Source organism: Stappia sp. G46H5W (genome assembly GCF_058448995.1).
Genome location: NZ_JBZFLL010000005.1, coordinates 362,260 through 383,396, shown reverse-complemented (window position 1 = coordinate 383,396; position 21,137 = coordinate 362,260). Strand labels below are relative to the sequence as shown.

Annotated in this window: 24 protein-coding genes; 14 read left to right on the top strand and 10 right to left on the bottom strand. The window is 69.1% G+C overall.

Going from position 1 to position 21,137, the window contains the following annotated elements; translation table 11 throughout:
• Positions 1–113: 113 nt before the first annotated feature.
• Positions 114–1,001, top strand: coding sequence for an acyl-CoA thioesterase II (gene tesB, locus ACVJ6E_RS17400; protein ID WP_120270045.1), 888 nt, complete (start codon positions 114–116; stop codon positions 999–1,001).
• On the opposite strand, the gene ACVJ6E_RS17395 is transcribed toward tesB, so the two are convergent.
• Together ACVJ6E_RS17395 and ACVJ6E_RS17390 are read right to left on the bottom strand one after the other, a co-directional pair.
• Positions 1,002–2,159, bottom strand: coding sequence for a CobW family GTP-binding protein (locus tag ACVJ6E_RS17395; protein ID WP_120270228.1), 1,158 nt, complete (start codon positions 2,157–2,159; stop codon positions 1,002–1,004).
• Between the two features lie 102 nt (positions 2,160–2,261).
• A complete protein-coding gene (locus tag ACVJ6E_RS17390; RefSeq protein WP_120270044.1) occupies positions 2,262–3,671 on the bottom strand; it encodes a D-alanyl-D-alanine carboxypeptidase family protein in 1,410 nt (469 codons plus the stop codon).
• A 346-nt stretch (positions 3,672–4,017) separates the two neighbouring features.
• On the opposite strand from ACVJ6E_RS17390, the gene ACVJ6E_RS17385 reads away from it, so the two are divergent.
• Genes ACVJ6E_RS17385 through ureG form a run of 9 tightly spaced genes read left to right on the top strand, consistent with a single transcriptional unit; the run spans position 4,018 to position 10,381 of the window.
• The gene (locus ACVJ6E_RS17385) at positions 4,018–4,866 is read left to right on the top strand and encodes an urease accessory protein UreD (RefSeq protein WP_120270043.1); all 849 of its coding nucleotides are present in this window, start codon (positions 4,018–4,020) and stop codon (positions 4,864–4,866) included.
• Between the two features lie 31 nt (positions 4,867–4,897).
• Positions 4,898–5,200 (top strand): urease subunit gamma, encoded by a 303-nt coding sequence (locus ACVJ6E_RS17380; RefSeq protein ID WP_120270042.1) that lies wholly within the window; start codon positions 4,898–4,900, stop codon positions 5,198–5,200.
• Between the two features lie 11 nt (positions 5,201–5,211).
• Positions 5,212–5,517: an urease subunit beta gene (locus ACVJ6E_RS17375; RefSeq protein ID WP_120270041.1), complete on the top strand. Its 306-nt coding sequence runs from the start codon at positions 5,212–5,214 to the stop codon at positions 5,515–5,517.
• Between the two features lie 20 nt (positions 5,518–5,537).
• Positions 5,538–5,966, top strand: a complete 429-nt coding sequence (locus ACVJ6E_RS17370; RefSeq protein WP_371811434.1) for a lysozyme inhibitor LprI family protein — start codon at positions 5,538–5,540, stop codon at positions 5,964–5,966.
• A 37-nt stretch (positions 5,967–6,003) separates the two neighbouring features.
• Positions 6,004–7,716 carry an urease subunit alpha gene (ureC, locus tag ACVJ6E_RS17365; protein WP_120270040.1) on the top strand — a complete coding sequence of 571 codons (1,713 nt, stop codon included), beginning with the start codon at positions 6,004–6,006 and terminating at the stop codon, positions 7,714–7,716.
• 42 nt (positions 7,717–7,758) lie between these two features.
• Positions 7,759–8,367 (top strand): glutathione S-transferase family protein, encoded by a 609-nt coding sequence (locus ACVJ6E_RS17360; RefSeq protein WP_120270039.1) that lies wholly within the window; start codon positions 7,759–7,761, stop codon positions 8,365–8,367.
• Positions 8,364–8,966 carry an urease accessory protein UreE gene (locus tag ACVJ6E_RS17355; RefSeq protein WP_120270038.1) on the top strand — a complete coding sequence of 201 codons (603 nt, stop codon included), beginning with the start codon at positions 8,364–8,366 and terminating at the stop codon, positions 8,964–8,966. Before ACVJ6E_RS17360 ends, ACVJ6E_RS17355 begins: the two co-directional genes overlap by 4 nt.
• Positions 8,956–9,711, top strand: a complete 756-nt coding sequence (locus ACVJ6E_RS17350; RefSeq protein WP_120270037.1) for an urease accessory protein UreF — start codon at positions 8,956–8,958, stop codon at positions 9,709–9,711. Before ACVJ6E_RS17355 ends, ACVJ6E_RS17350 begins: the two co-directional genes overlap by 11 nt.
• A 40-nt stretch (positions 9,712–9,751) precedes the next feature.
• A complete protein-coding gene (gene ureG / locus ACVJ6E_RS17345; protein WP_120270036.1) occupies positions 9,752–10,381 on the top strand; it encodes an urease accessory protein UreG in 630 nt (209 codons plus the stop codon).
• 9 nt (positions 10,382–10,390) lie between these two features.
• Here the strand turns inward: ureG and ACVJ6E_RS17340 are convergent, their stop codons facing one another.
• On the bottom strand, positions 10,391–10,942 hold the full coding sequence (locus ACVJ6E_RS17340; protein ID WP_120270226.1) for a gamma-glutamylcyclotransferase: 552 nt from the start codon (positions 10,940–10,942) through the stop codon (positions 10,391–10,393).
• 159 nt (positions 10,943–11,101) lie between these two features.
• Between ACVJ6E_RS17340 and ACVJ6E_RS17335 the strand changes: the two genes are divergently transcribed.
• Positions 11,102–12,145 carry a DUF2125 domain-containing protein gene (locus ACVJ6E_RS17335; protein WP_158592734.1) on the top strand — a complete coding sequence of 348 codons (1,044 nt, stop codon included), beginning with the start codon at positions 11,102–11,104 and terminating at the stop codon, positions 12,143–12,145.
• Between the two features lie 40 nt (positions 12,146–12,185).
• Here ACVJ6E_RS17335 and ACVJ6E_RS17330 read toward each other — a convergent pair whose 3' ends face one another.
• A complete protein-coding gene (locus ACVJ6E_RS17330) occupies positions 12,186–12,644 on the bottom strand; it encodes a GNAT family N-acetyltransferase (protein ID WP_067224787.1) in 459 nt (152 codons plus the stop codon).
• 188 nt (positions 12,645–12,832) lie between these two features.
• Here ACVJ6E_RS17330 and yddG point away from each other — a divergent pair, with 188 nt between their 5' ends.
• Genes yddG through ACVJ6E_RS17315 form a run of 3 tightly spaced genes read left to right on the top strand, consistent with a single transcriptional unit; the run spans position 12,833 to position 14,931 of the window.
• Positions 12,833–13,762, top strand: a complete 930-nt coding sequence (yddG, locus tag ACVJ6E_RS17325; RefSeq protein ID WP_120270034.1) for an aromatic amino acid exporter YddG — start codon at positions 12,833–12,835, stop codon at positions 13,760–13,762.
• 42 nt (positions 13,763–13,804) lie between these two features.
• On the top strand, positions 13,805–14,698 hold the full coding sequence (locus ACVJ6E_RS17320) for an HpcH/HpaI aldolase/citrate lyase family protein (RefSeq protein WP_208996826.1): 894 nt from the start codon (positions 13,805–13,807) through the stop codon (positions 14,696–14,698).
• A 26-nt stretch (positions 14,699–14,724) separates the two neighbouring features.
• Positions 14,725–14,931 (top strand): DUF1737 domain-containing protein, encoded by a 207-nt coding sequence (locus tag ACVJ6E_RS17315; RefSeq protein ID WP_067338160.1) that lies wholly within the window; start codon positions 14,725–14,727, stop codon positions 14,929–14,931.
• On the opposite strand, the gene ACVJ6E_RS17310 is transcribed toward ACVJ6E_RS17315, so the two are convergent.
• From ACVJ6E_RS17310 to ACVJ6E_RS17285, 6 genes are all read right to left on the bottom strand, one after another.
• Positions 14,925–15,587, bottom strand: a complete 663-nt coding sequence (locus ACVJ6E_RS17310; protein WP_120270033.1) for a septation protein A — start codon at positions 15,585–15,587, stop codon at positions 14,925–14,927. The two genes, ACVJ6E_RS17315 and ACVJ6E_RS17310, sit on opposite strands and share 7 nt — an antisense overlap.
• Positions 15,587–16,930, bottom strand: a complete 1,344-nt coding sequence (gene ftsY / locus ACVJ6E_RS17305; RefSeq protein WP_120270032.1) for a signal recognition particle-docking protein FtsY — start codon at positions 16,928–16,930, stop codon at positions 15,587–15,589. Before ftsY ends, ACVJ6E_RS17310 begins: the two co-directional genes overlap by 1 nt.
• Positions 16,931–16,934: 4 nt before the next feature.
• On the bottom strand, positions 16,935–18,221 hold the full coding sequence (gene mtaB, locus ACVJ6E_RS17300) for a tRNA (N(6)-L-threonylcarbamoyladenosine(37)-C(2))-methylthiotransferase MtaB (protein WP_120270031.1): 1,287 nt from the start codon (positions 18,219–18,221) through the stop codon (positions 16,935–16,937).
• On the bottom strand, positions 18,218–19,126 hold the full coding sequence (gene dapF / locus ACVJ6E_RS17295) for a diaminopimelate epimerase (protein ID WP_120270030.1): 909 nt from the start codon (positions 19,124–19,126) through the stop codon (positions 18,218–18,220). The genes mtaB and dapF overlap by 4 nt, the downstream gene beginning before the upstream one ends.
• 224 nt (positions 19,127–19,350) lie before the next feature.
• Complete coding sequence (locus tag ACVJ6E_RS17290) at positions 19,351–20,268, bottom strand: pirin family protein (protein ID WP_120270029.1); 918 nt, start codon at positions 20,266–20,268, stop codon at positions 19,351–19,353.
• A gap of 153 nt (positions 20,269–20,421) precedes the next feature.
• Positions 20,422–20,994: a L,D-transpeptidase family protein gene (locus ACVJ6E_RS17285; protein ID WP_120270028.1), complete on the bottom strand. Its 573-nt coding sequence runs from the start codon at positions 20,992–20,994 to the stop codon at positions 20,422–20,424.
• Positions 20,995–21,137: the final 143 nt, after the last annotated feature.

The following is a 21,137-nucleotide window of genomic DNA, read 5'->3' as shown; positions in this document are numbered from 1 at the left end:
GCTCCCGTGTTCCTTGCGACCCATGAGGCAGGTGCCCCTGGGTCAGTCTTGACATTGCCGCCCCGCGCCCCGAAGGCTCTCGCACTCTTTCCGTTCATGCGAACAGGTGCCGGATGCGCTCAGCCGTCGACGACCTCCTCTCGATACTCGATCTCGAGCCGCTGGAACACAATCTCTTCCGCGGCATGAGCCCGCAGGTCGGCTGGCAGCGCGTCTTCGGCGGCCAGGTGATCGGCCAGGCGCTGGTCGCCGCCTCGCGCACCGTTCCGCAGGAGCGCAGCGTCCACTCGCTGCACGGCTATTTCCTGCGCCCCGGCGATCCGGCCGTGCCGATCATCTACGAGGTCGACCGCATTCGCGACGGCGGCAGCTTCACCACCCGCCGGGTCGTCGCCATCCAGCACGGCAAGCCGATCTTCTCCGTCGCCGCCTCGTTCCAGACCTTCGAGGAGGGCCTCGACCACCAGGCGACCATGCCCGACGTGCCGATGCCCGAGGACCTGCCCGGCGAGGCCGAGCTGAAGGAAAAGTTCCTCGCCCACGCGCCCGAGGCGGTGCGCCGCTACTGGGAGCGCGACCGGCCGATCGAGCTGCGCCCGGTCGACATGACCCACTATTTCAGCCGCAGCAAGCTGACGCCCTCGCAGAATGTCTGGGTCCGCGCCAGCGCCGCCCTGCCGGACGACCCGCGCATCCATTCCTGCGTGCTCGCCTATGCCTCGGACATGACGCTGCTCGACACGTCGCTCTTCGCCCACGGCACCAGCGTGTTCGATCCCAAGCTCCAGGTGGCGAGCCTCGACCACGCCATGTGGTTCCATCGCCCCTTCCGCGCCGACGAATGGCTGCTCTATGCGGAAGACAGCCCCTCGGCCTCGGGCGGGCGCGGCTTCACCCGCGGCTCGCTCTTTTCCCGCGACGGCCAGCTGGTCGCCTCCGTGGCGCAGGAAGGCCTGATCCGCGTGCGCCGGGAACGGCCTCAGAACTCGCAGGCGGACTGATCAGCGGAAGCTGCCGCTGAACCCGCGGATCGCCAGCGGATTGTCGGACAGCGCCGCCGCGTCGGGCGTGTCCGTCGCCGGCGTTCCGGTGAAAGCGTCGAACAGCTTGCGCACGAAGGCTTCCGGCAGGTCGCGGGTGATGAACACCAGCCGGCTGCGCCGGTCCGCATCCGGCCAGGCCGGCAGCGTTGCCGGCGGGTGAAACACGTGCTGCACCCCGTGCAGCACCACCGGCCGGTCCGGGTCCTCGGCGATCTGCACCACCCCCTTCATCCGCAGCAGTTTCGGCCCATGCGCCGAGCGCAAGAGGTCGAGGAACATCTCCAGCGCCGCCGCCGGGATCGGCCGGTCGGTCGACAGCGAGAAGGCGCGGATCGAATCGCCGTGGCGGTTCACGTCATGGGAATGGTCGTGATCATGATGGCCGTGGTCGTGATCGTGATCGTGATCGCGCCCATGGTGGTGATGTCCGTGGGAATGGCCATGGCCGTCGCGATAGGCTTCCTCGTTGAGCCAGCGCGCCACATCCGCCGTCTTGGTCGCCGGATCGTAGAGCCCGGTGCCGATCAGCCGGTCGGCGCTGGCCTCGCCGTTTGCCGCAATGATCACCGGCGCCGCCGGGTTGAGCCGGGCGATGCGCCGGCGCAGCGGGCTCTCCGGATCGAGGGCGGCCGCACCTTCCGCAAGATCGGTCTTGGTCAGCACGATGCGGTCGGCGACCGCCACCTGCTTCACCGCCTCTTCCTGGGTATCGAGCGTCGCCAGGCCGTTGACCGCGTCGACCAGGGTCACCACCCCGTCGAGCTGGTAGCGCATCACCAGATAGGGATGCTGCATCACCGTGTGCAGTACCGGGGCCGGGTCGGCGAGCCCCGTCGTCTCGATCACCACCCGCGACAGCCGCTCGGTGCGGCCGTTGTCGAGCCGCCGCAGCAGGTTTTCCAGCGTGGTCACCAGATCGCCGCGAATGGTGCAGCAGAGGCACCCGGAGGACAGCTCGACGATGCCTTCCTCGCCGCCTTCGACGAACAGGTGGTCGAGGCCGACCTCGCCGAACTCGTTGATGATCACCGCCGCGTCCGCGAGTGCGGGATCCTTCAGCAGCGCGTTGAGCAGCGTCGTCTTGCCGGCGCCGAGAAAGCCGGTGATCACGGTCATCGGTATCGGCGGCTTCGGCCCGCGCGGGCGCTTGCCGGTCTGGTCGGTCTCGGTCACGTCACAGTCCTCTCGCGGGCGCCGCCTTGCGGACGGCGCACCAGGCTACGGGCGGGGATTCGGGGAGGGGCGCGGCAGGATCACCAGCGGCTGGCCGCGAAAGATCGCGCCCGGCTTTGCCTCTCCCGTCGGCGCCTGCGTCGTGGCTGCGGGCAGCAGGGCCGGCGAACCCGTGCCCATGACGGCGACGGGCTTTTCCTTCGGCATCGGCACATCGGCGAGCGTCGCGATCTTCGCTTCCGAGGCCGGCGCCCGACCCTTCGGCACGCCGAGCCCGACCTGCACCGCCTGGTCGACACGGGACCGCGGGCCGATGATCTCGTCCATCACCTTGCCCCAGTCGGTCTTGCCGTCGTCGCGGGTCGGCACGTCGTCATCGTCGGCCGAGACCACCTGCTGCGGCGCCTGACCGACGATCGGCCGGCGCACGCCGTTGGTCGCCGGGTCGAGCTGGGCATAGGACAGGGCCGTGGTGCCGCGCAGGCCGCCGGTGCCGTAGGTGGCCAGCAGTTCCTCCGCCGTCGGCTTGGTGTTGCGCTTGCAGTAGCCGTCGGCCGGCGGGCCGCCGGCGATGCCGGTCATGGTGTCGATATTGCGCCCGGAGCGCTGGCGAAAGCCCGCCTCGACCAGCACCCGTGCCTTGGCCGCGCGTTCCACGCCCGAGGCCGCGCCCAGCACCACCGCCAGCACGGTGCGTCCGCGGCGCGTCGCCGAGACCACAACATTCAGCCCGGAATTGCAGATATAGCCGGTCTTCATGCCGCTCGCGCCGGGCACCCGCGCCAGGAATTCGCGGTTGGCCGAGCGCAGCGTCTTCTTGCCGACCTTGATCGCCGGCAAGCCGTAATAGTCGTGGTACTGCGGGAACTCGCGCCACAGCGCCCGCGCCAGGACGGCGAGATCGCGCGCGGAGGACACCTGGCGATTGTCCGGCAGGCCGTGCGGATTGACGAAACGGGTCGCGGTCATGCCGAGCCGGCGCGCCTCGGCGTTCATCATCTCGATGAAGGCGGGCTCGGAGCCGGCGAGCGATTCCCCGACCGCCACGGCGATGTCGTTCGCCGACTTGACGATCAGCATCTTCAGCGCGCTGTCGAGCGTCAGCTGCGTACCGGGCTTGAAGCCCATCTTGCTCGGCGGCTGCGCATGGGCATTGGCGCTGATCGCCACCGCGCTTTCCAGCGTCGCGCGTCCCTCGCGCACCGCCTTGAAGGCGAGATAGGCGGTCATCAGCTTGGTGATCGAGGCGGGGTACCACTGGCGCAGCGCGTCCCTGTGGTCGAGAACCGCCCCCGTCTCCGCGTCGATGACGATCCAGGCGGCGACATCCGCCCTGGCGGTGTCCCCGGCCTGCAGCAAGCCCGCAACGGCAAGGCTGGCAGCGACCGCAAGGCCGCGCAGGCGCCTGCCCAGATGGCGTCCGGTAAAGTCCAGCACGTCTGAATGCCTCCGCATGTCCGGCCGCCGCGGCGATCCTGCGGCGATTGCGGACCGTCCCGGGTGGGAACGTCGGTCCGCCGATGCTCCCCCTATCTAACCGATCCTGAGGGCAGAATGCAAAGCGCGCTCGCAGGTGCACACGCCCGCCGCCAGCCTGCCCATGAAGACGGCAATTGCCCAACTTTGCGGCAATTGGGTGACCTGCGGGCCCGGCCGACGTCGCGCCTTCCCGGCGGCGACCGACTGGCCCCGCTCTTGCTAAGGTGGAGGAAGCAAAGGGGGACGCCCGTCGTTCTCGCCCCAGCCGATCCGGTACAAGTCCCGGATTCCCATCAGCATTCGATCAAGACCGGACACCGGAATGACCGTTGAACCCGCCGCCCCGGCAACACCGATCCCCGCGATGCAGCGGGTGCGCGGGCATGCGCATGTGTCCTTTGCCCGGCAAGGCGAGACCACCCGGCTGAAGGAGCTCGGCCAGAGCGGCTCCGCCAAGATCCGCCTGCCGAAGACCCACGGCACCCCGCCGGTCGCCGTGTTCCTCAACACCGCCGGCGGCCTGACCGGCGGCGACCGGATCGAGTTCGACGCCACCGCCGGCCCCGGCGCCCATGCGGTGCTGACCACCCAGGCGGCCGAGCGCGTCTATCGCAGCATCGACGGCGCGGCCGAGGTGGCGAGCGCCCTGCGCGCGGAAGAGGGTGCGGTGCTGGAATGGCTGCCGCAGGAAACCATCCTGTTCGACCGGGCCGCCCTGCAGCGCTCGCTCACCGTGGATCTTGCGCCCGGTGCCCGGCTTCTGGCGATCGAGAGCCTCGTGCTCGGGCGCGAGGCGATGGGCGAGGACGTGCATGCCCTCGGCTTCCGCGACCGCTGGCGCATCCGCCGCGAGGGCCGTCTGGTCTTCGCCGACGAGGCGCGCATCCAGGGCGATGCCACCGACATTCTCTCCGGTTCGGCGACCGCCGCCGGCAGCCGCGCCTTCGCCACCCTGGTCGATTGCCGCGAGGGCGTCTCCGGCCTGCTGGACCGCGCCCGCGAGGTGATGAGCCCGCTGCTCGGCGAGCGGCTGCGCGGTGGCGTCAGCGCCCTTCCAGACCTTCTTGTCTTCCGCTTCCTCGCCGACAGCGGCCAGGACCTGCGCGCCGGCCTGGTTTCCTTCCTGGAGACCTGGCGCGGGGCGCGCCTGCCGCGCACATGGTATTGCTGAGCGAGCGGACGACGCAGATGAGGACCGAGCAATGAAACTGACCCCGCGGGAAAAGGACAAGCTGCTGATCGCCATGGCGGCGGAGGTTGCCCGCAAGCGGCTCGCCCGCGGCGTGCTGCTCAACTATCCCGAGGCCGTGGCCCTGATCACCGACTTCGTGGTCGAAGGGGCCCGAGACGGGCGCAGCGTCGCCGACCTTATGAGCGCCGGCGGCCAGGTGCTGACCCGCGACCAGGTGATGCCCGGCATCGCCGAGATGATCCACGACGTCCAGGTCGAGGCGACCTTTCCCGACGGCACCAAGCTCGTCACCGTCCACCAGCCGATCCGCTGAAGGAGCCCCAGATGATTCCGGGTGAACTGCTGCCCGCCGAGGGCGATATCGAGCTGAATGCCGGCCGCCGCATGCTGGAGATCGAGGTCGCCAACACCGGCGACCGTCCGGTCCAGGTCGGCTCCCACTATCATTTCGCCGAGACCAACCCGGCGCTCGCCTTCGACCGGGCGGCGGCGCGCGGCCACCGGCTCGACATTCCCGCCGGCACGGCGATCCGTTTCGAGCCGGGACAAAAGCGCAAGGTCACCCTCATTCCCTATGTGGGGGATCGCACTGTCTACGGTTTCAATGGCAAGGTGATGGGCACGCTCTGACCAACCAAGGGAGTCTCCTCGTGACCCGTATTGCCATCCTCACCACCTCCGCCGCCCTGCTCGCCCTGTGGCTGCCGGCCGCCCCCGCTGCCGCCCAGCAGGATCCGGACATCGACTGCGAGAACGCCGTCGTCCAGATGGAGCTCACTTACTGCGCCGAAAAGGAGTGGCAGGCCGCCGATGCCAGGCTCAACACCGCCTATTCGGCGGCGATGAAGTCGATGCGCGAGATGGACGCGAACCTGACCGCCGACCTCAAGGGCGCGGCCGAGGCGCTGAAGGAGGCCCAGCGTGCCTGGATCCCCTATCGCGACAAGGCCTGCGCCGCTGCCGGCTTCCTCGCCCGCGGCGGCTCGATGGAGCCGATGCTCATCTATTCGTGCCTTGCCGACATGACCAAGCAACGCACCACGGAACTGGAACAGCTGGCCGAGGGTCTGGGAAACTGATCCCAGTCCCGGTCGCCGCCGCGCAACGGAGACGCCGATGCCCTTCAAGATCAGCCGCGCCGCCTATGCGGACATGTTCGGACCGACCACCGGCGACCGGCTCCGCCTTGCCGACACCGATCTCGTCATCGAGATCGAGAAGGACTTCACCATCTACGGCGAGGAAGTGAAGTTCGGCGGCGGCAAGGTCATCCGCGACGGCATGGGCCAGTCCCAGCGCACGCGAGCGCAAGGGGCCGTCGACACGGTCATCACCAACGCGGTGATCATCGATCATACCGGCATCTACAAGGCCGATATCGGCCTGACCGGCGGGCGCATCTCCGGCATCGGCAAGGCCGGCAACCCGGACATCCAGCCCGGCGTCGACATCGTCATCGGCCCGGGCACCGAGGCCATCGCCGGCGAGGGCAAGATCGTCACCGCCGGCGCCCTCGACATGCATATCCACTTCATCTGCCCGCAGCAGATCGACGAGGCGCTGATGTCGGGCGTCACCACCATGCTGGGCGGCGGCACCGGCCCGGCGACCGGCACCAACGCCACCACCTGCACGCCCGGCCCCTGGCATATGGAGCGCATGCTGCAGGCGGCCGAGGCCTTCCCGATGAACCTCGCCTTCGCCGGCAAGGGCAATGCCGCGCTGCCGGCGGCGCTGGAGGAACAGATCCTGGCCGGCGCCTGCGCGCTGAAGCTGCACGAGGACTGGGGCACCACGCCCGCGGCCATCGACTGCTGCCTTGCCGTGGCGGACGCCTACGACATCCAGGTGATGATCCACACCGACACGCTCAACGAGAGCGGCTTCGTGGAAAACACCACCGCCGCCTTCAAGGGCCGCACCATCCACGCCTTCCACACGGAAGGTGCCGGCGGCGGCCATGCGCCGGACATCATCAAGCTGTGCGGCGAGGCGAACGTCATCCCCTCCTCCACCAACCCGACGCGGCCCTACACGGTCAACACCATCGACGAGCATCTCGACATGCTGATGGTGTGCCACCACCTCGACAGCTCGATCCCCGAGGACGTCGCTTTCGCCGAAAGCCGGATCCGCAAGGAGACCATCGCGGCGGAGGACATCCTGCACGACATGGGCGCCTTCTCGATCATCGCCTCCGACAGCCAGGCCATGGGCCGGGTCGGCGAGGTGATCATCCGCACCTTCCAGACCGCCCACAAGATGAAGGTCCAGCGCGGCCGTCTGGCCGGCGAGAGCGGCGAGAACGACAACCTGCGCGTCCGCCGCTACATCGCCAAGGTCACGATCAACCCGGCCATCGCCCACGGCATTTCGCAGCATGTCGGTTCGGTCGAGGTCGGCAAGCTGGCCGACCTGGTGCTGTGGGATCCCGCCTTCTTCGGCGTCAAGCCAGACCTGGTGCTCAAGCTCGGCACCATCGCCGCCGCACCGATGGGCGATCCCAATGCCTCGATCCCGACGCCGCAACCCGTCCACTACCGGCCGATGTTCGGCGCCTATGGCCGCTCGATGACCGCCTCCAGCGTCACCTTCGTCTCGCAGGCCGCCTACGACGACGGCATCAAGGAGCGGCTCGGCCTCGACCGGCTGGTGCTGCCCGTCTCCAACACCCGCTCAGGGATATCCAAGGCCTCGATGGTGCTGAACGACGCCACCCCGGTGATCGAGGTCGACCCGGAGACCTACGAGGTGCGCGCCGACGGCGAGCTGCTGACCTGCGAACCGGCGGAGGTCCTGCCGATGGCCCAGCGCTATTTCCTGTTCTAGGGTCGGAAGCGGAGGAACCGTTACCGACCGGAGGATTTCTGCATGTACACGCTGATCGGCTATCCGCGCACCCGCGCCATGCGCGTCCTGTGGATGCTGGAGGAACTGGGCGAGCCCTACGACTACATCCCGGCGGCGCCGCACGCCGCGGAGGTCAATGCGCTCAACCCGACCGGCAAGGTGCCGGTGTTCAAGGACGGCGACACCGCGCTCACCGATTCCGTCGCCATCTGCCAGTATCTCGCCGACAAGCACGGTCAGCTGACCTATCCCGCCGGCACGCTCGAGCGGGCGCGCCAGGACGGGGTAACACAGTTCACCGTCGACGTGCTGGAAGGTGCGCTGTGGACGGCCGCCAAGAACAGCTTCATCCACCCGGAAGAGCTGCGCGTGCCGGAGGTCAAGCGCGTGTGCGCGGCCGAATTCGCCGAAGGCCTGCGCCATCTCGAGCACCTTCTGGGCGAAGGCCCCTTCGTCATGGGGGCGAAGTTCACCGTGCCCGACATCCTGATCGCCCACTGCGCCAACTGGGCGAAGCTGGCGAAATTCGACCTGCCGGAGAGCGGACCCGTCGCCGATTATCTCGAGCGGGTCTGGTCGCGTCCCGCGCTTGCCGCCGCAATGAAACGAGGAGCCGAGGCCATCGCATGATCCGTGTGCAGGAAATCCTCGCCGCCGGCAGCTGGGAAGGCGCGCCGGCCGACAGCGTCGTGCTCGACCGGGAAGACCGGCACCGCCGCCGCGCGGTGCTGGATTGCGCCGGCGGCACGCAGGTGCTGCTCGACCTGCCGCGCGCGGTGCAGCTGCATCACGGCGATGCGCTCCTGCTGGAGGACGGCCGCATCGTCGCGATCCTCGCCGCCGGCGAGGATCTCGTCGACATCGAGGCGGAGACGGCCGACGACCTGCTGCGCATCGCCTGGCATCTCGGCAACCGCCACCTGCCGACCCAGCTCCTGCCCGGTGCCCTGCGCATCCGCCGCGACCACGTGATCGAGGACATGGTGGCCAGGCTCGGCGGCAAGATCACGCCGCTCGTCGCCCCGTTCGACCCGGAAGGCGGCGCCTACGGCCACGGCACGGTCGAGGGGCACGACCATGCCCACTCCCATCACGGGCATTCGCATTCCCGCGCCTCTTCGCACTCCCATCAGGCCGGCCACCACCATCATCATGGCCATTCTCACGCCCATTCCCACTCGCACACGCATGCGCACTCCCATGACGGCACAGCTGCGGATGGCTCCTGAAACCGGCGCCGGCCCCGGCAGCTCTGCCGCGGTCTCCGGCGCGGGGCTGCATGTCCTGCTCGCCTGGATGTCGCCATCCTTCCCCGTCGGCGCCTATACCTACAGCCACGGGCTGGAATGGGCAGTCGAGGAGGGCACCGTGCGCGATGCGGCAACGCTGCAGGCCTGGGTGACCGGGGTCCTGCGCCACGGTGCCGGCTGGAGCGATACCCTTCTCCTCGCGCAAGGCATGCGGGTAGCGACCCTCGGCGACGAGGCGGCGTTCCGCGAACTGCTCGACCTTTCGCTTGCCCTGCAGCCGAGCTCGGAGCGCCGGCTGGAGGCGACCGCCCAGGGCGACGCCTTCATCGCAGCCGTCGTCGGTGCCTGGCCGCCGCCCAGCGACACGGCGGCAACACGCCTCTTCGCCCGCCTGACCCGGGGCGAGGCAGCTCTTGCGCGCGGCAGCTGGACCTATGCACTGGCGCTAGCAGCTTCCGCCGCCGCCTGGGGCCTGCCGGCCGGGCCGACCGCCACCGCCTTCCTGCACGCCTTTGCCGCCAACCTCGTCTCGGCGGCGGTGCGCGCCGTGCCGCTCGGCCAGACCGACGGCCAGCGGGTCGTCAACGGGCTGGGCGAAGAAATCACCTCCCTCGCCACCGCCGCGCTGGAGGCCCCGCTCGACGAGATCGGCGGCTGTGCGTTCGCCGCCGACATCGCCTCCATGAAACACGAGACCCAGTACACCCGGCTCTTCCGCTCCTGATGAGCGGCGGCCGCGACGGCTTTTTCGAAGGAGATCACCCATGCCCTCCCCCAACGGCCCCCTGCGCATCGGCATCGGCGGCCCCGTCGGTTCCGGCAAGACGGCGCTGATGGACGCCCTGTGCAAGCGGCTGCGCGATACCTACGACATCGCCGCCATCACCAACGACATCTACACCCGCGAGGACGCCGAGTTCCTGACCCGCTCCGGCGCGCTGGCGCCCGAGCGCATCCGCGGCGTGGAGACCGGCGGCTGTCCGCACACGGCGATCCGCGAGGATGCCTCGATCAACCTTGCCGCCGTCGCCGAGCTGGAGGCCGCCTTTCCCACGCTCGACCTGATCCTGATCGAGTCCGGCGGCGACAACCTCGCGGCTACCTTCTCGCCGGAGCTCGCCGACCTGACGATCTACGTCATCGACGTGTCGGCCGGCGACAAGATCCCGCGCAAGGGCGGGCCGGGCATCACCCGTTCGGACCTTCTCGTCATCAACAAGACGGATCTCGCCCCGCTGGTCGGTGCCTCGCTGGAGGTGATGGACCGGGACTCCCGCCTGATGCGCAAGGAGCGGCCCTTCGTCTTCACCAATGTCAAGGACGGCAAGGGCGTCGACGACGTGCTCGACTTCATCGTCGCGCGCGGCGGACTGGCGGCCTCGGCGGTCGCCTGAGGCACCGGCTCAGCCGGCGGCGAGCCTTGGCGCCATCGACTGGCGCAGCCGCTTGCCGAGCGCTTCCAGCCCATGGTCGCGGATGCCGATCTGCATCAGGTGGTCGACCGTGTTCAGCACGTAGTCGGGATTGGCGCCGGACTGGCCGACGGCACCGCTCACCAGTTCCAGCTGGCGTTCGGTCGACAGCACGCCGGCATATTGCGGGTGGGTCCGGTCGGCCACATAGGTCAGCGCCGTGACCTGCCGGTCGGAGCGCCCTTCCAGCCGCACCCGGCGATGGGCCTCCAGATAGACCATGGTCGCCTGCTCGCGCTCGCGCAAATAGGCGATCACCTCCTCCCGCCGGCTGGCGGCCACGCGAAAGGCCATGCCCCGGCAAGCCCCGCCCCTGTCGAGGCCGAGCACCAGGCCGGGCCGCGTCTCGGTGCCGCGATGGACCCAGGAATAGATGCAGAGCGAGCGATGGGCGCCGTGCAGCACGCCCTGCACCGCCTCCTCATACTCGAAGCCCGGCCGCCACATCAGCGACCCGTAACCGAATACCCAAAGATCCTGCATCGCTCGCATCCGGCCTCGTGTCGTTCCGTCCGGGTCAGAGGACCTAACAATCCTCATCGCCGCTGGCAACAGTGCCGAACGGCCTTGAATCCGCCTCCGGCCCGTGCTTTCAGGCATGACGGCGCCCGCTCGGGGCGCAAAACCGCAGGACAGCCGACCATGACCGACGACACGCCCCGTTCCCCGCTGATCCCAGGCAAGCCCCCGCGCAAACCCGGGTCGAAGCGCGGCTACATCCTGCTGGCGACGCTGGTGGTTCTGGTGATCGCCCTGTGGAGCGGCTACTGGACTGTTGCCCGCGGCATGGTCTCGGACCTGTTCACCACCATGCGCCTTGCGGCAAAGGCGGAAGGCGGCGAGATCGCCTGCACCGACCAGGACCTCGGCGGCTTCCCCTTCCGCTTCGAGCTGTCGTGCAAGCCGCTCGCCGTGACGGGCCTTGGCGGCGAACGCGCCAGCTTCGAGGGCTTTCGCGCCGTCGCCCTCGCCTACAATCCCTGGCATGTGATCGTCGAGGCCGACAGTCCGGCCGCCGTGGAAACGGACCGCCTGGTTCCCGGCCTCAAGGCCGCCTGGACCACCGCCCGCGCCAGCCTGCGCCTCGGCAACAGCGACCTCGACCGCGGCGACATCGAGATCGTCTCTCCGGTCTTCAGCCTTGCCGACGACAGCCTTTCGGCCTCCGCCGTGCTTGCCAACCTGCATCTGCGCAAGTCGCCGGACGTCGCGGGCGCCGCCGATGCCGCCCTGCGGCTCGACGAGCTCGCCCTGCCGGGAACGGCCGCACCCGTCGATGTTCTGGCCAATGTCGGGCTTGCCGGCGGCGCGGCGCTGCTTTCCCCGCACGGTGCCGACGTGATCGCCCTGCTGAAAAACGAAGGCGCGCTCACCGTGCGCGAACTGCGCCTTGCCTCGGGCGGGGTCACCCTGTCGGCCAATGGCAGCCTCTGGCTGGACGAGGCCGGACGGCTCAACGGCACGCTGCCGCTCACCGTCGCCGGGGCCGCCGGCCTGCCGCCGCTGCTCGCCCCGTTCTTCCCGCAAGGCTCCAACGTGCCGACCAGCCTTGCCGGGGCGCTCGCCGCCTTCGGTCAGCCGACGACGCTCGACGGAGAGCCGGCGGTCGCCGTGCCGCTCGCCTTTGCCGAAGGCACCGCGCGCGTCGGCTTCATTCCCGTCGGCACGCTCCCGCCGCTGCGCTGAGGCTGCGGCGGGCGCTCTTCAGGAAAGACCGGCGGCGGCTTCAGTTGCCGCCGCGGTCGATGGCGAGGATATAGCCCTTCCAGTCCGCCGGCTCGGCGATCTGGTCGTAGAGCGTCACGGCCGGGACATTCTTGCCCGGCACGATCCAGCGCAGCTCGTACCAGCCGCGCCGCGCGCCCTCGCCCACCAGCCACTCGATCATCCGCCGCGCCAGCCCGTTGTTGCGGGCGTCCGGATGCACGTAGATCTCGTCCAGCTGGCCGGTGCGCAGGCCGGAAATGATCTCCGGCAGGTCGAAATAGATGGCAAAGCCGACCAGCCGGCCCTCGAACTCGGCGCCGATCACTTCCGCCGTCCGGTCGCCGAGGATGCGCTCGGCGTAATACTGGTCGGGCCGGCGCGGCGCGCCGCGCTTCAGCGCCTGCGCGTATTCGGCGATCAGCGGGGCCAGCGCCGGCGCGTCTTCCGGGCCGAGCTTCTTGATGGCGATGGTGCTCATGAACACTCCGAGACAATTCAGGACTTGCCGGACGATACCGGACCGGGCCGCCACCTTGCCCCGAATGGCGCGGCGATTTCAACTGCCTGATGCGCCGCTTGGTAACACCTCGTACGCGCACGATTGACGCGGTCGCAACCGGCTGCGAATAGTCAACGACCTGCCGTATTCCATCCGGAACCGACCCGATGTCCGAGATCAGCCCCGCAGCCACCGTCCGCCTGCGTGCCACCCTTGTCGGCCTCACCGCCGTCCTGATGTGGTCGACCCTCGGCCTGTTCGGCGCCGCCTCGGGCAAGGTGCCGCCCTTCCTGCTCAACGCCCTGTGCTTCGGCCTGTCCGGCATTGCCGCGACGCTCTGGCTCGGCCTGACCGGCCGCCTTGCGCGGATGCGCCAGCCTGTCGGGGTCCTCGCCTTCGGCACGCTCGGCCTCTTCGGCTTCCACTTCTTCTACTTCACCGCCATCCGCAACGCCCCGCCGGTCGATGCCAACCTCATCAACTACACCTGGCCGCTGCTGATCGTCGTCTTCTCGGCGCTGCTGCCGGGCGAGCGACTGAAGCCCCATCACGTCCTCGGCACGATGCTGGGGCTGGCGGGCGCCGCGCTGCTCGTCACCGGCGGCAAGGGGCTGACGCTCGACCCCGCCCATGCGCCGGGCTATCTCGCCGCCTGCGCCTCGGCCCTGTTCTGGTCCAGCTATTCGGTGCTTTCGCGCCGTCTCGGCAAAGTGCCAACGGAAGCGGTCGCCGGCTTCTGCCTCGGCACCTCGGCCCTGTCGCTCGCCGCCCATCTCGCCTTCGAGACCACCGTCTGGCCGGCGAGCGCCGGCGAATGGGGCGCGGTGCTGGCGCTTGCCGCCTTTCCCGTCGGCCTTGCCTTCTTCGTCTGGGACATCGGCGTCAAGCATGGCGACATCCAGGTGCTGGGCGCCGGCGCCTATGCCGCGCCGGTCCTGTCCACCCTGCTGCTGATCGCCTTCGGCTTCGGCTCCTTCACCATGGTGGTAGCGCTGGCCTGCGGCCTCGTCACCATCGGCGCGATGGTCGCGGCAAAGGACATGATCTTCCGCGCTCCGACGAAAAGACGACTGGCCGAGACAGAGCCGAACGCCTAGACGAGAGGCTCAGTTCGGACACTTTCAGCAGACGAGGCCCCGATGACCGCACCTGCCACGATCCGCCCCCGCCGCAGCGTCCTCTACATGCCCGGCTCCAACGCCCGCGCGCTGGACAAGGCGCGCAGCCTCGATGTCGACGCGCTGATCCTGGACCTGGAAGACGCGGTCGCGCCGCACGCCAAGGAGACCGGCCGCGAGCAGATCCGCGAGGCGCTGGCACAGGGCGGCTACGGCCACCGCGAGGTGGTGATCCGCATCAACGGCCTTTCGACACCCTGGGGCGCCGCCGATCTCGACATGGCGATCGCCGCCCGGCCGGATGCGATCCTGCTGCCCAAGGTGTCCTCGCCGGCCGATCTGGAGCGCGTCGCGCACAAGCTCAATGCGGCGCGCGTGCCGGCCAGCGTCCGCCTCTGGGCGATGATGGAAACGCCGCTCGCCATGCTGAACGCCGCCGCCATCGCCGCCTCCGCCGCCAATCCCGAGACGCGTCTTTCCTGCTTCGTCATGGGCACCAACGATCTTGCCAAGGAAACCCGGGCAGCCCTGGTGCCGGGCCGCGCGCCGATGCGGCCCTGGCTGATGACCTGCGTCGCCGCCGCCAGAGCCTATGGCATCGACATCGTCGACGGCGTCTACAACACGCTCGACGACGAGGACGGGTTTGCCGCCGAATGCCGCGAGGGCGCGGAGATGGGCATGGACGGCAAGACGCTGATCCACCCGAAGCAGATCGCTCCCTGCAACGCCGCCTTCACTCCGGCCGAGGCCGACATCGCCTGGGCGCGCCGCATCATCGCCGAGTTCGAAAAGCCGGAAAACGCATCGAAGGGTGCGATCCAGGTCGAGGGCCGCATGGTCGAGCGGCTTCACGCCGAAATGGGCGCCCGCCTCGTCGCCATTGCCGACGCCATCGCCTCGCGCAACTCGTGAACATCCCCCTGAAACGGACGAGATCCATGAAACTCTATCGCTTCATCACCGGACCCGACGACAGCGCCTTCTGCCACCGGGTCACCGCCGCCCTCAACAAGGGCTGGCAGCTCCAGGGCTCGCCGCAGCTGTCCTTCGACGCCGTGCGCGGCGTGACGATCTGCGGCCAGGCCGTGGTCAAGGAGGTCGAGGGCGTCGACTACCAGCCGGACATGAAGCTCGGCGACTACTGAGCGTCGTCCTTGCGAGAGGCGGGCTCGCCCGCCTCCTCCAGCGTGTGGCGCTGGATCAGCGGCAGTTGGGACAGGGTGAAGGCGATGGTGATCGGCATCACGCCGAACACCTTGAACGACACCCAGAAGTCGGTGGAGAAGAACCGCCAGACCACCTCGTTGACGATGGCCAGGAAGAAGAAGAACACGCCCCAGCGGAAGGTCAGCTTGCGCCAGCCCTCGTCATCGAGCCGGAACACGCTGTCGAAGACGTAGCCGAGCAGCGACTTTCCGAACAGCAGACCGCCGAGCAGCACCGAGCCGAACAACATGTTGACGATGGTCGGCTTGAGCTTGATGAACAGCTCGTCGTGCAGCCACAGGGTCAGCGCGCCGAAGACCAGCACCACGACGCCGGAGACGACCGGCATCACCGGCAGGCGCCGCGTCAGCACATAGGACACGGCCAGCGACACGGTGATCGCCACCATGAACACGGCGGTGGCGAGAAAGATCGGATCGCCCAGCGCTGCAAGCCCCGGAAAGCGCTCGTAGAGCACTTCGCCGCGCGCGTTGGCGAGGAAGAACAGGCCCAGCGGACCCAGTTCGAGCACCAGCTTGAGGAGCGGCGACAGCTCCTTGCGATCCGGTGCGTTGGGTCCGTGCTCGAATTCCATCAGTGCTCCGTATGCTTTCCGGCAATGGCGGAGGCGAAATCCTCCGCGGTAAACGGCTCGAGATCGTCGATGCCCTCGCCGACGCCGATGAAATGCACCGGCAGCGCATGCTTGGCGGCAATGGCAACGAGAATGCCGCCGCGCGCGGTTCCGTCGAGCTTGGTCATCACCAGGCCGGTGACGCCGGCGACGCGGCCGAAGATCTCGACCTGGTTCATGGCGTTCTGACCGGTGGTCGCATCCAGCGTCAGCAGCACGCTGTGCGGGGCGGAGGGATCGTGCTTGCGGATCACCCGCACCACCTTCTCCAGCTCCGCCATCAGCTCGGCGCGGTTCTGCAGCCGTCCGGCCGTGTCGATCAGCAGCACGTCGCTGCCGGCATCGCGCGCCGCCTGCATGGCGTCGAACACGAGACCGGCCGCATCCGCGCCGGTGTCGCGGGCAACGACTGGCGCGCCGGTACGCGCGCCCCAGATCTTCAGCTGCTCCACCGCCGCTGCGCGGAACGTGTCGCCGGCCGCCAGCATCACCTTGCGCCCCTCGGCCGAAAGTTTCGCCGACAGCTTGCCGATGGTCGTGGTCTTGCCGGTGCCGTTGACGCCGACCACCAGCACCACATGCGGCTTGTGGTCGGTGTCGAGCACGAGCGGCTGCGCCACAGGCGCCAGAACCTTGGTCACTTCCTCGGCCAGGATCCGGCGCACCTCGTCCGGCGAGATCTGCTTGTTGAAGCGCCCCTCGGAAATGCGCTCGGTGATCGCCATCGCCGTCTCGACGCCGAGATCGGCCTGGATCAGGAGGTCTTCCAGCTCTTCCAGCGTCGCCGCGTCGAGCTTGCGCTTGGTGAAGAGCGAGGAAATGCCGCCGGTCAGCGAGGCGGAGGAGCGCGACAGGCCCGCCGTCAGCCGCGACAGCCAGGAACGGCGCGGCGCATCTTCGGATGCCGGCTCCCCGAGGGGGTCGGCAACAGGTGCTTCGACGGGCGCCTCGACCGGCTCTTCGGCGGGCGCATCGGCCAAGGCCTCTGCCGCGGGGACATCCGACGCCGTGGCCTCTGCCCCCGGCTCTTCCGAGGGCGTCAGGGCCGGCTCGGCAACGCGGTCCTCGGCCGGCACAACCTCTGCGACCTCGGGCGTCTCGGGAGCTGCCGTCTCTTCGCTGGCCGGCGCGTGGCCGGCCGGTTCGACTTGCGGCGCGCCGCTGTCTGGAGCCTGAGTTTCCGGTGCGCTCGTCTCGGGTGTCGTCTCTTGCGTCGTCTCGGGCGTTTCCGGCGTCTCGGGACGCGCCGGGGCCTGCCGTCCCCCGAACAGACGTCCGAGGAATCCGCGTTTTTGCTCGCTCATGCCGTCATGCCGCCTGTCGACCGGTGGTTACGCCCAGTAGATGCCGCCCGGTATGCCCGGCAATGCGCAGCGTGACAAGGTCGCCCGCCCCCTTGCCGGCCGCGGCCTCGGGCGAGAACTCCACCTGGGTGAACTGTTCGCTGCGTCCAAGGCCCTCGCGCTCGATCAGGACCTGCCGCTCGCGTCCCTGCTCGGCTTCCAGATGAGCGAGCAGCGCCGCCTCGCCCTTTTCGCGCAGCCGCGCGGCGCGCTCCTTCACCACCTGGCGGGGCAGCTGCGGCATGCGTGCCGCCGGCGTGCCCTTGCGCGGCGAGAAGGGGAAGACATGCAGATGCGTCAGGCCGCAATCGTCGACGATGGCGAGCGAATTGGCGAACATCGCCTCGGTCTCGGTCGGGAAACCGGCGATGATGTCAGCGCCGAACACCACGTCCGGGCGCAGCCGGCGCACCTCCTCGCAAAAGCCGATCGTGTCGGCGCGCAGGTGCCGCCGCTTCATCCGCTTGAGGATCATGTCGTCGCCGGCCTGCAGCGACAGGTGCAGATGCGGCATCAGCCGTTCTTCCTCGGCGATGGCTCGCATCAGGGCCGGGTCCGCCTCGATGGAATCGATGGAGGACAGCCGCAGCCGCTCCAGCCCCGGCACCAGCTTGAGAATCTTGGCGACGAGATCGCCGAGCTTCGGCGCGCCCGGAAGGTCCGAACCGTAGCTGGTGATGTCGACGCCGGTCAGCACCACTTCCCGGTAGCCGTTCTCGTTGAGCCGGGCGATCTGGTCGACCACGACGCCCATCGGCACCGAGCGGGAATTGCCGCGCCCGAACGGGATGATGCAGAAGGTGCAGCGATGGTCGCAGCCGTTCTGCACCTGGACGAAGGCTCGGGCGCGGCCCTCCAGCCCGTCGATCAGGTGCTCGGCCGTCTCGCGCACGCTCATGATGTCGTTGACGCGGATCTTCTCGCTGTCGTCGATGCCGAACTGCGCGACACGTCCGTAGGAAGCGCGCTCCAGCTTCTCCGAATTGCCGAGGACGAGGTCCACCTCCTCCATGCCGGCGAAGGTGTCCGCCTCGGTCTGCGCGGCGCAGCCGGTGACGATGATGCGCGCGCCCGGGTTGTCGCGCCGCGCCTTGCGGATCGACTGGCGCGCCTGGCGCACGGCTTCCGCCGTCACCGCGCAGGTGTTGATCAGGATGGCGTCCTTGAGGCCGGCGGCCTCCGCCTCGCGCTTCATCACCTCGGATTCGTAGGCGTTGAGGCGGCAGCCGAATGTGACGACGTCGATGCTCACCGGACCACCTCGAGGATCGGCCGGTCGCCGGGAGCGGTCTTCTCGAAGGTCAGTGTCTCCGGGTCCAGCAGCCCCTCGAACTCCACCTCGGTGTCGCCGGTCATCAGGATGTGATCGTCGCTCTCGCGCCACTCGATGTCGAGCGGCCCGCCCGGCAGGTGCACACGCACCTTGCGGCCCGTGCGCCGGTCGCGCGCGGCGGCAACGCCGACGGCGCAGGCCGCCGTGCCGCAAGCTTCGGTCAGCCCGACGCCGCGCTCCCACACCCGCACCTCGACCTCCTCGTCCGACAGGACATGGGCGAGCGAGATGTTCGCCCGCTCCGGGAACATCGGATGGTTTTCCAGCATCGGCCCGATGCGCGAAAGGTCGTAGGCGTCGAGGTCGCGCACCCAGAAGATCGCATGCGGATTGCCGACATTGACCACCGAGGGCGTGTGCAGGATCGGCGCATCGATCGGCCCGATCTGCAGCTCGATAGCCCGCGTGTCGTGGAATTCCTCGGCCAGCGGGATCTCGTTCCAGGCAAAGCGCGGGCGGCCCATGTCCACCGTGACGCGGCGCGCATCGTCCGTTGCGGAGGCCTTCAGCAGCCCGGCATTGGTCTCGATGGTCGCCGCCTCGCTGTCCTTCTCCTCCATCAGGAGCCGGCCGATGCAGCGCGTGGCGTTGCCGCAGGCATCCACCTCGCTGCCGTCTCGGTTGTGGATGCGCATGAAGGCATCCGCCCCGCCGGGGCTGCGTTCCACCGTGATCATCTGGTCGAAGCCGATGCCGCCGTCCCGCGCGCCGATCCGGCGGATCGCGTCCGGATCGAGGCGCACGGGGGCCTCACGGGCATCCCAGACAACGAAATCGTTGCCCAGCCCGTTCATCTTCAGAAAGGGAATCCTGCGCTCGCTCATCGCGAAAATCGTCCATCTCGCCGCCCGCCGCCTGTCACGCGGGGCTGGCTGTCTGCGGCGCGCCCTCCGATATCGACGGCGGCGCGACCGGCCGTTTCCCGACTATATGGCGGAAAAGGGCGCGCGGTTCCAGTGTTCGCGTGTTTTGCCGCGCTGACAGGCCGCAGAAAGCCGGGACGGGACGCCAGCGCGTCCGGGCGAACCTGCCGCCCGGACGCGCTCCTTCAGCGCTTGGCACCCTCGCGGATGAAGGTGCCCTTCTGCAGCTCGGTCACCGCCTGGATCAGCTCCTGGCGGGTGTTCATGACGATGGGCCCGTGCCAGGCCACCGGCTCGCGGATCGGCGCGCCGGAGACCAGCAGGAAGCGGATGCCGTTCGGCCCGGCGGTCACGGTCACCTCGTCGCCGGTGCCGAAGCGCACCAGGGTGCGGTCGCCGCTCTCGTCGCGCACGTGCACCTCCTCGCCGTCGACCTCCTTCTCCAGCAGCACGCCGAAGGGCTGCGAGGCGTCGCGGAACGTGCCCGACCCCTCGAAGATATAGGCGAAGGCCTTGCGGTAGGTGTCGACCTTGAAGCGCTTGGTGCGCCCGGCCGGCACGAAGATATCGGCGTAGCTGGGGTCCGCGGCGATGCCGTCGACCGGGCCGCGCTTGCCCCAGAACTCGCCGCAGATGACGCGCACATGGGTGCCGTCGTCGTCGGTGATTTCCGGGATCTCGGTCGAGGGCACGTCCTGGTAGCGCGGGCTCGTCATCTTCAGCGAGGACGGCAGGTTGGCCCACAGCTGGAAGCCGTGCATCCGCCCCTTGGCGTCGCCCTTCGGCATCTCCTGGTGCATGATGCCGCTGCCGGCGGTCATCCACTGGATGTCGCCCGCGCCGAGCGTGCCCTGGTTGCCGAGGCTGTCGCCGTGGTCGACGGTGCCGGCCAGCACATAGGTGATGGTCTCGATGCCGCGATGCGGGTGCCAGGGAAAGCCGGCCTTGTAGTCCTGCGGCCGTTCGTTGCGGAAATCGTCGAACAGCAGGAACGGATCCAGCGCTGTCGGATCGCCGAAGCCGAAGGCGCGGTGCAGCTTGACGCCGGCACCTTCCAGCGTCGGCTTCGCCGTTTCCAGATGGGTCACGGGTCTGACGGACATGGGATCTTGCCTTTCTCCCGCCGACAACGGGGCGGGCTGCCGCGCGCTGTCTCGCGCGCCGTTCCGCCAAAGATAGGCGCCCTGCCCCGCCGCACCAAGGCGCGCCGGCTGGACGCAGTGTTCAACGGATGCCGAACAATCGCACCCCGACGTTCAGCCGACCTCGATGGCGGCGCCCGGCCCGCAGGCCGCCAGCAGCAGCTCCATGTCCGCCCGCGCCACCGCCACGCAGCCTTCGGTCGGCGTGTAGCCGGGCCGGGCCAGGTGGAAGAAGATGGCGCTGCCGAGCCCGGGCACCGAAGGCTGCAGGTTGCAGTCGAGAACGACGACGATGTCGTAGAGCGGATCGTCCCGCCACAGCACCTCATGCGAGGCGGCAAAGGGCAGCGGCACCAGCGTGTTGTAGCGCGGGTGGCCGGGCGCATCGCACCAGCCGGCGCGCGGCAGCGGCGCAACCGGCAGGGCCGAGCGCGGCCGCACGCCCCGGTCGGGACGGTAATAGACCTGCAGCAGTTCGAAGCGTCCTGCCGGCGTTGCCCCGTCGCCCTCGCGCTTGAACCGGGAAATCCCGCCGCGCCCGATCGCACACGGCGCCGTGAAGGAGCCGAGCTGCAGCACGCCGCGCGTCGCCCGAGGCGAAAGCGCCCGGACTTTCAGGGTTTCCCCCCCCTTTTCCGGGCAAGGCAGGGCCGGCCGGCGGCGCGGTGCGACAAGGTCCAGCGTCATGGCGGCGGCGTCCTCACCCCGGTCTCAAGGTTGCGTGAGCAAGATTTGTTGGCGCAAGGCGGGCTTTGCGTCAATGCGCCCTCGCGCAATCGTGTCCGCTTGCTTATGTCAGGAAAACCGGTTCAGATTCCACAGCATGCTCA

Bases quoted from the DNA above. Each gene is read 5' to 3' on its own strand.
- tesB (WP_120270045.1), top strand. From the start codon at position 114: ATGCGCTCAGCCGTCGACGACCTCCTCTCGATACTCGATCTCGAGCCG.
- ACVJ6E_RS17395 (WP_120270228.1), bottom strand. From the start codon at position 2,159: ATGACCGTGATCACCGGCTTTCTCGGCGCCGGCAAGACGACGCTGCTC.
- ACVJ6E_RS17390 (WP_120270044.1), bottom strand. From the start codon at position 3,671: ATGCGGAGGCATTCAGACGTGCTGGACTTTACCGGACGCCATCTGGGC.
- ACVJ6E_RS17385 (WP_120270043.1), top strand. From the start codon at position 4,018: ATGACCGTTGAACCCGCCGCCCCGGCAACACCGATCCCCGCGATGCAG.
- ACVJ6E_RS17380 (WP_120270042.1), top strand. From the start codon at position 4,898: ATGAAACTGACCCCGCGGGAAAAGGACAAGCTGCTGATCGCCATGGCG.
- ACVJ6E_RS17375 (WP_120270041.1), top strand. From the start codon at position 5,212: ATGATTCCGGGTGAACTGCTGCCCGCCGAGGGCGATATCGAGCTGAAT.
- ureC (WP_120270040.1), top strand. From the start codon at position 6,004: ATGCCCTTCAAGATCAGCCGCGCCGCCTATGCGGACATGTTCGGACCG.
- ACVJ6E_RS17360 (WP_120270039.1), top strand. From the start codon at position 7,759: ATGTACACGCTGATCGGCTATCCGCGCACCCGCGCCATGCGCGTCCTG.
- ACVJ6E_RS17355 (WP_120270038.1), top strand. From the start codon at position 8,364: ATGATCCGTGTGCAGGAAATCCTCGCCGCCGGCAGCTGGGAAGGCGCG.
- ACVJ6E_RS17350 (WP_120270037.1), top strand. From the start codon at position 8,956: ATGGCTCCTGAAACCGGCGCCGGCCCCGGCAGCTCTGCCGCGGTCTCC.
- ureG (WP_120270036.1), top strand. From the start codon at position 9,752: ATGCCCTCCCCCAACGGCCCCCTGCGCATCGGCATCGGCGGCCCCGTC.
- ACVJ6E_RS17340 (WP_120270226.1), bottom strand. From the start codon at position 10,942: ATGCAGGATCTTTGGGTATTCGGTTACGGGTCGCTGATGTGGCGGCCG.
- ACVJ6E_RS17335 (WP_158592734.1), top strand. From the start codon at position 11,102: ATGACCGACGACACGCCCCGTTCCCCGCTGATCCCAGGCAAGCCCCCG.
- ACVJ6E_RS17330 (WP_067224787.1), bottom strand. From the start codon at position 12,644: ATGAGCACCATCGCCATCAAGAAGCTCGGCCCGGAAGACGCGCCGGCG.
- yddG (WP_120270034.1), top strand. From the start codon at position 12,833: ATGTCCGAGATCAGCCCCGCAGCCACCGTCCGCCTGCGTGCCACCCTT.
- ACVJ6E_RS17320 (WP_208996826.1), top strand. From the start codon at position 13,805: ATGACCGCACCTGCCACGATCCGCCCCCGCCGCAGCGTCCTCTACATG.
- ACVJ6E_RS17315 (WP_067338160.1), top strand. From the start codon at position 14,725: ATGAAACTCTATCGCTTCATCACCGGACCCGACGACAGCGCCTTCTGC.
- ACVJ6E_RS17310 (WP_120270033.1), bottom strand. From the start codon at position 15,587: ATGGAATTCGAGCACGGACCCAACGCACCGGATCGCAAGGAGCTGTCG.
- ftsY (WP_120270032.1), bottom strand. From the start codon at position 16,930: ATGAGCGAGCAAAAACGCGGATTCCTCGGACGTCTGTTCGGGGGACGG.
- dapF (WP_120270030.1), bottom strand. From the start codon at position 19,126: ATGAGCGAGCGCAGGATTCCCTTTCTGAAGATGAACGGGCTGGGCAAC.
- ACVJ6E_RS17290 (WP_120270029.1), bottom strand. From the start codon at position 20,268: ATGTCCGTCAGACCCGTGACCCATCTGGAAACGGCGAAGCCGACGCTG.
- ACVJ6E_RS17285 (WP_120270028.1), bottom strand. From the start codon at position 20,994: ATGACGCTGGACCTTGTCGCACCGCGCCGCCGGCCGGCCCTGCCTTGC.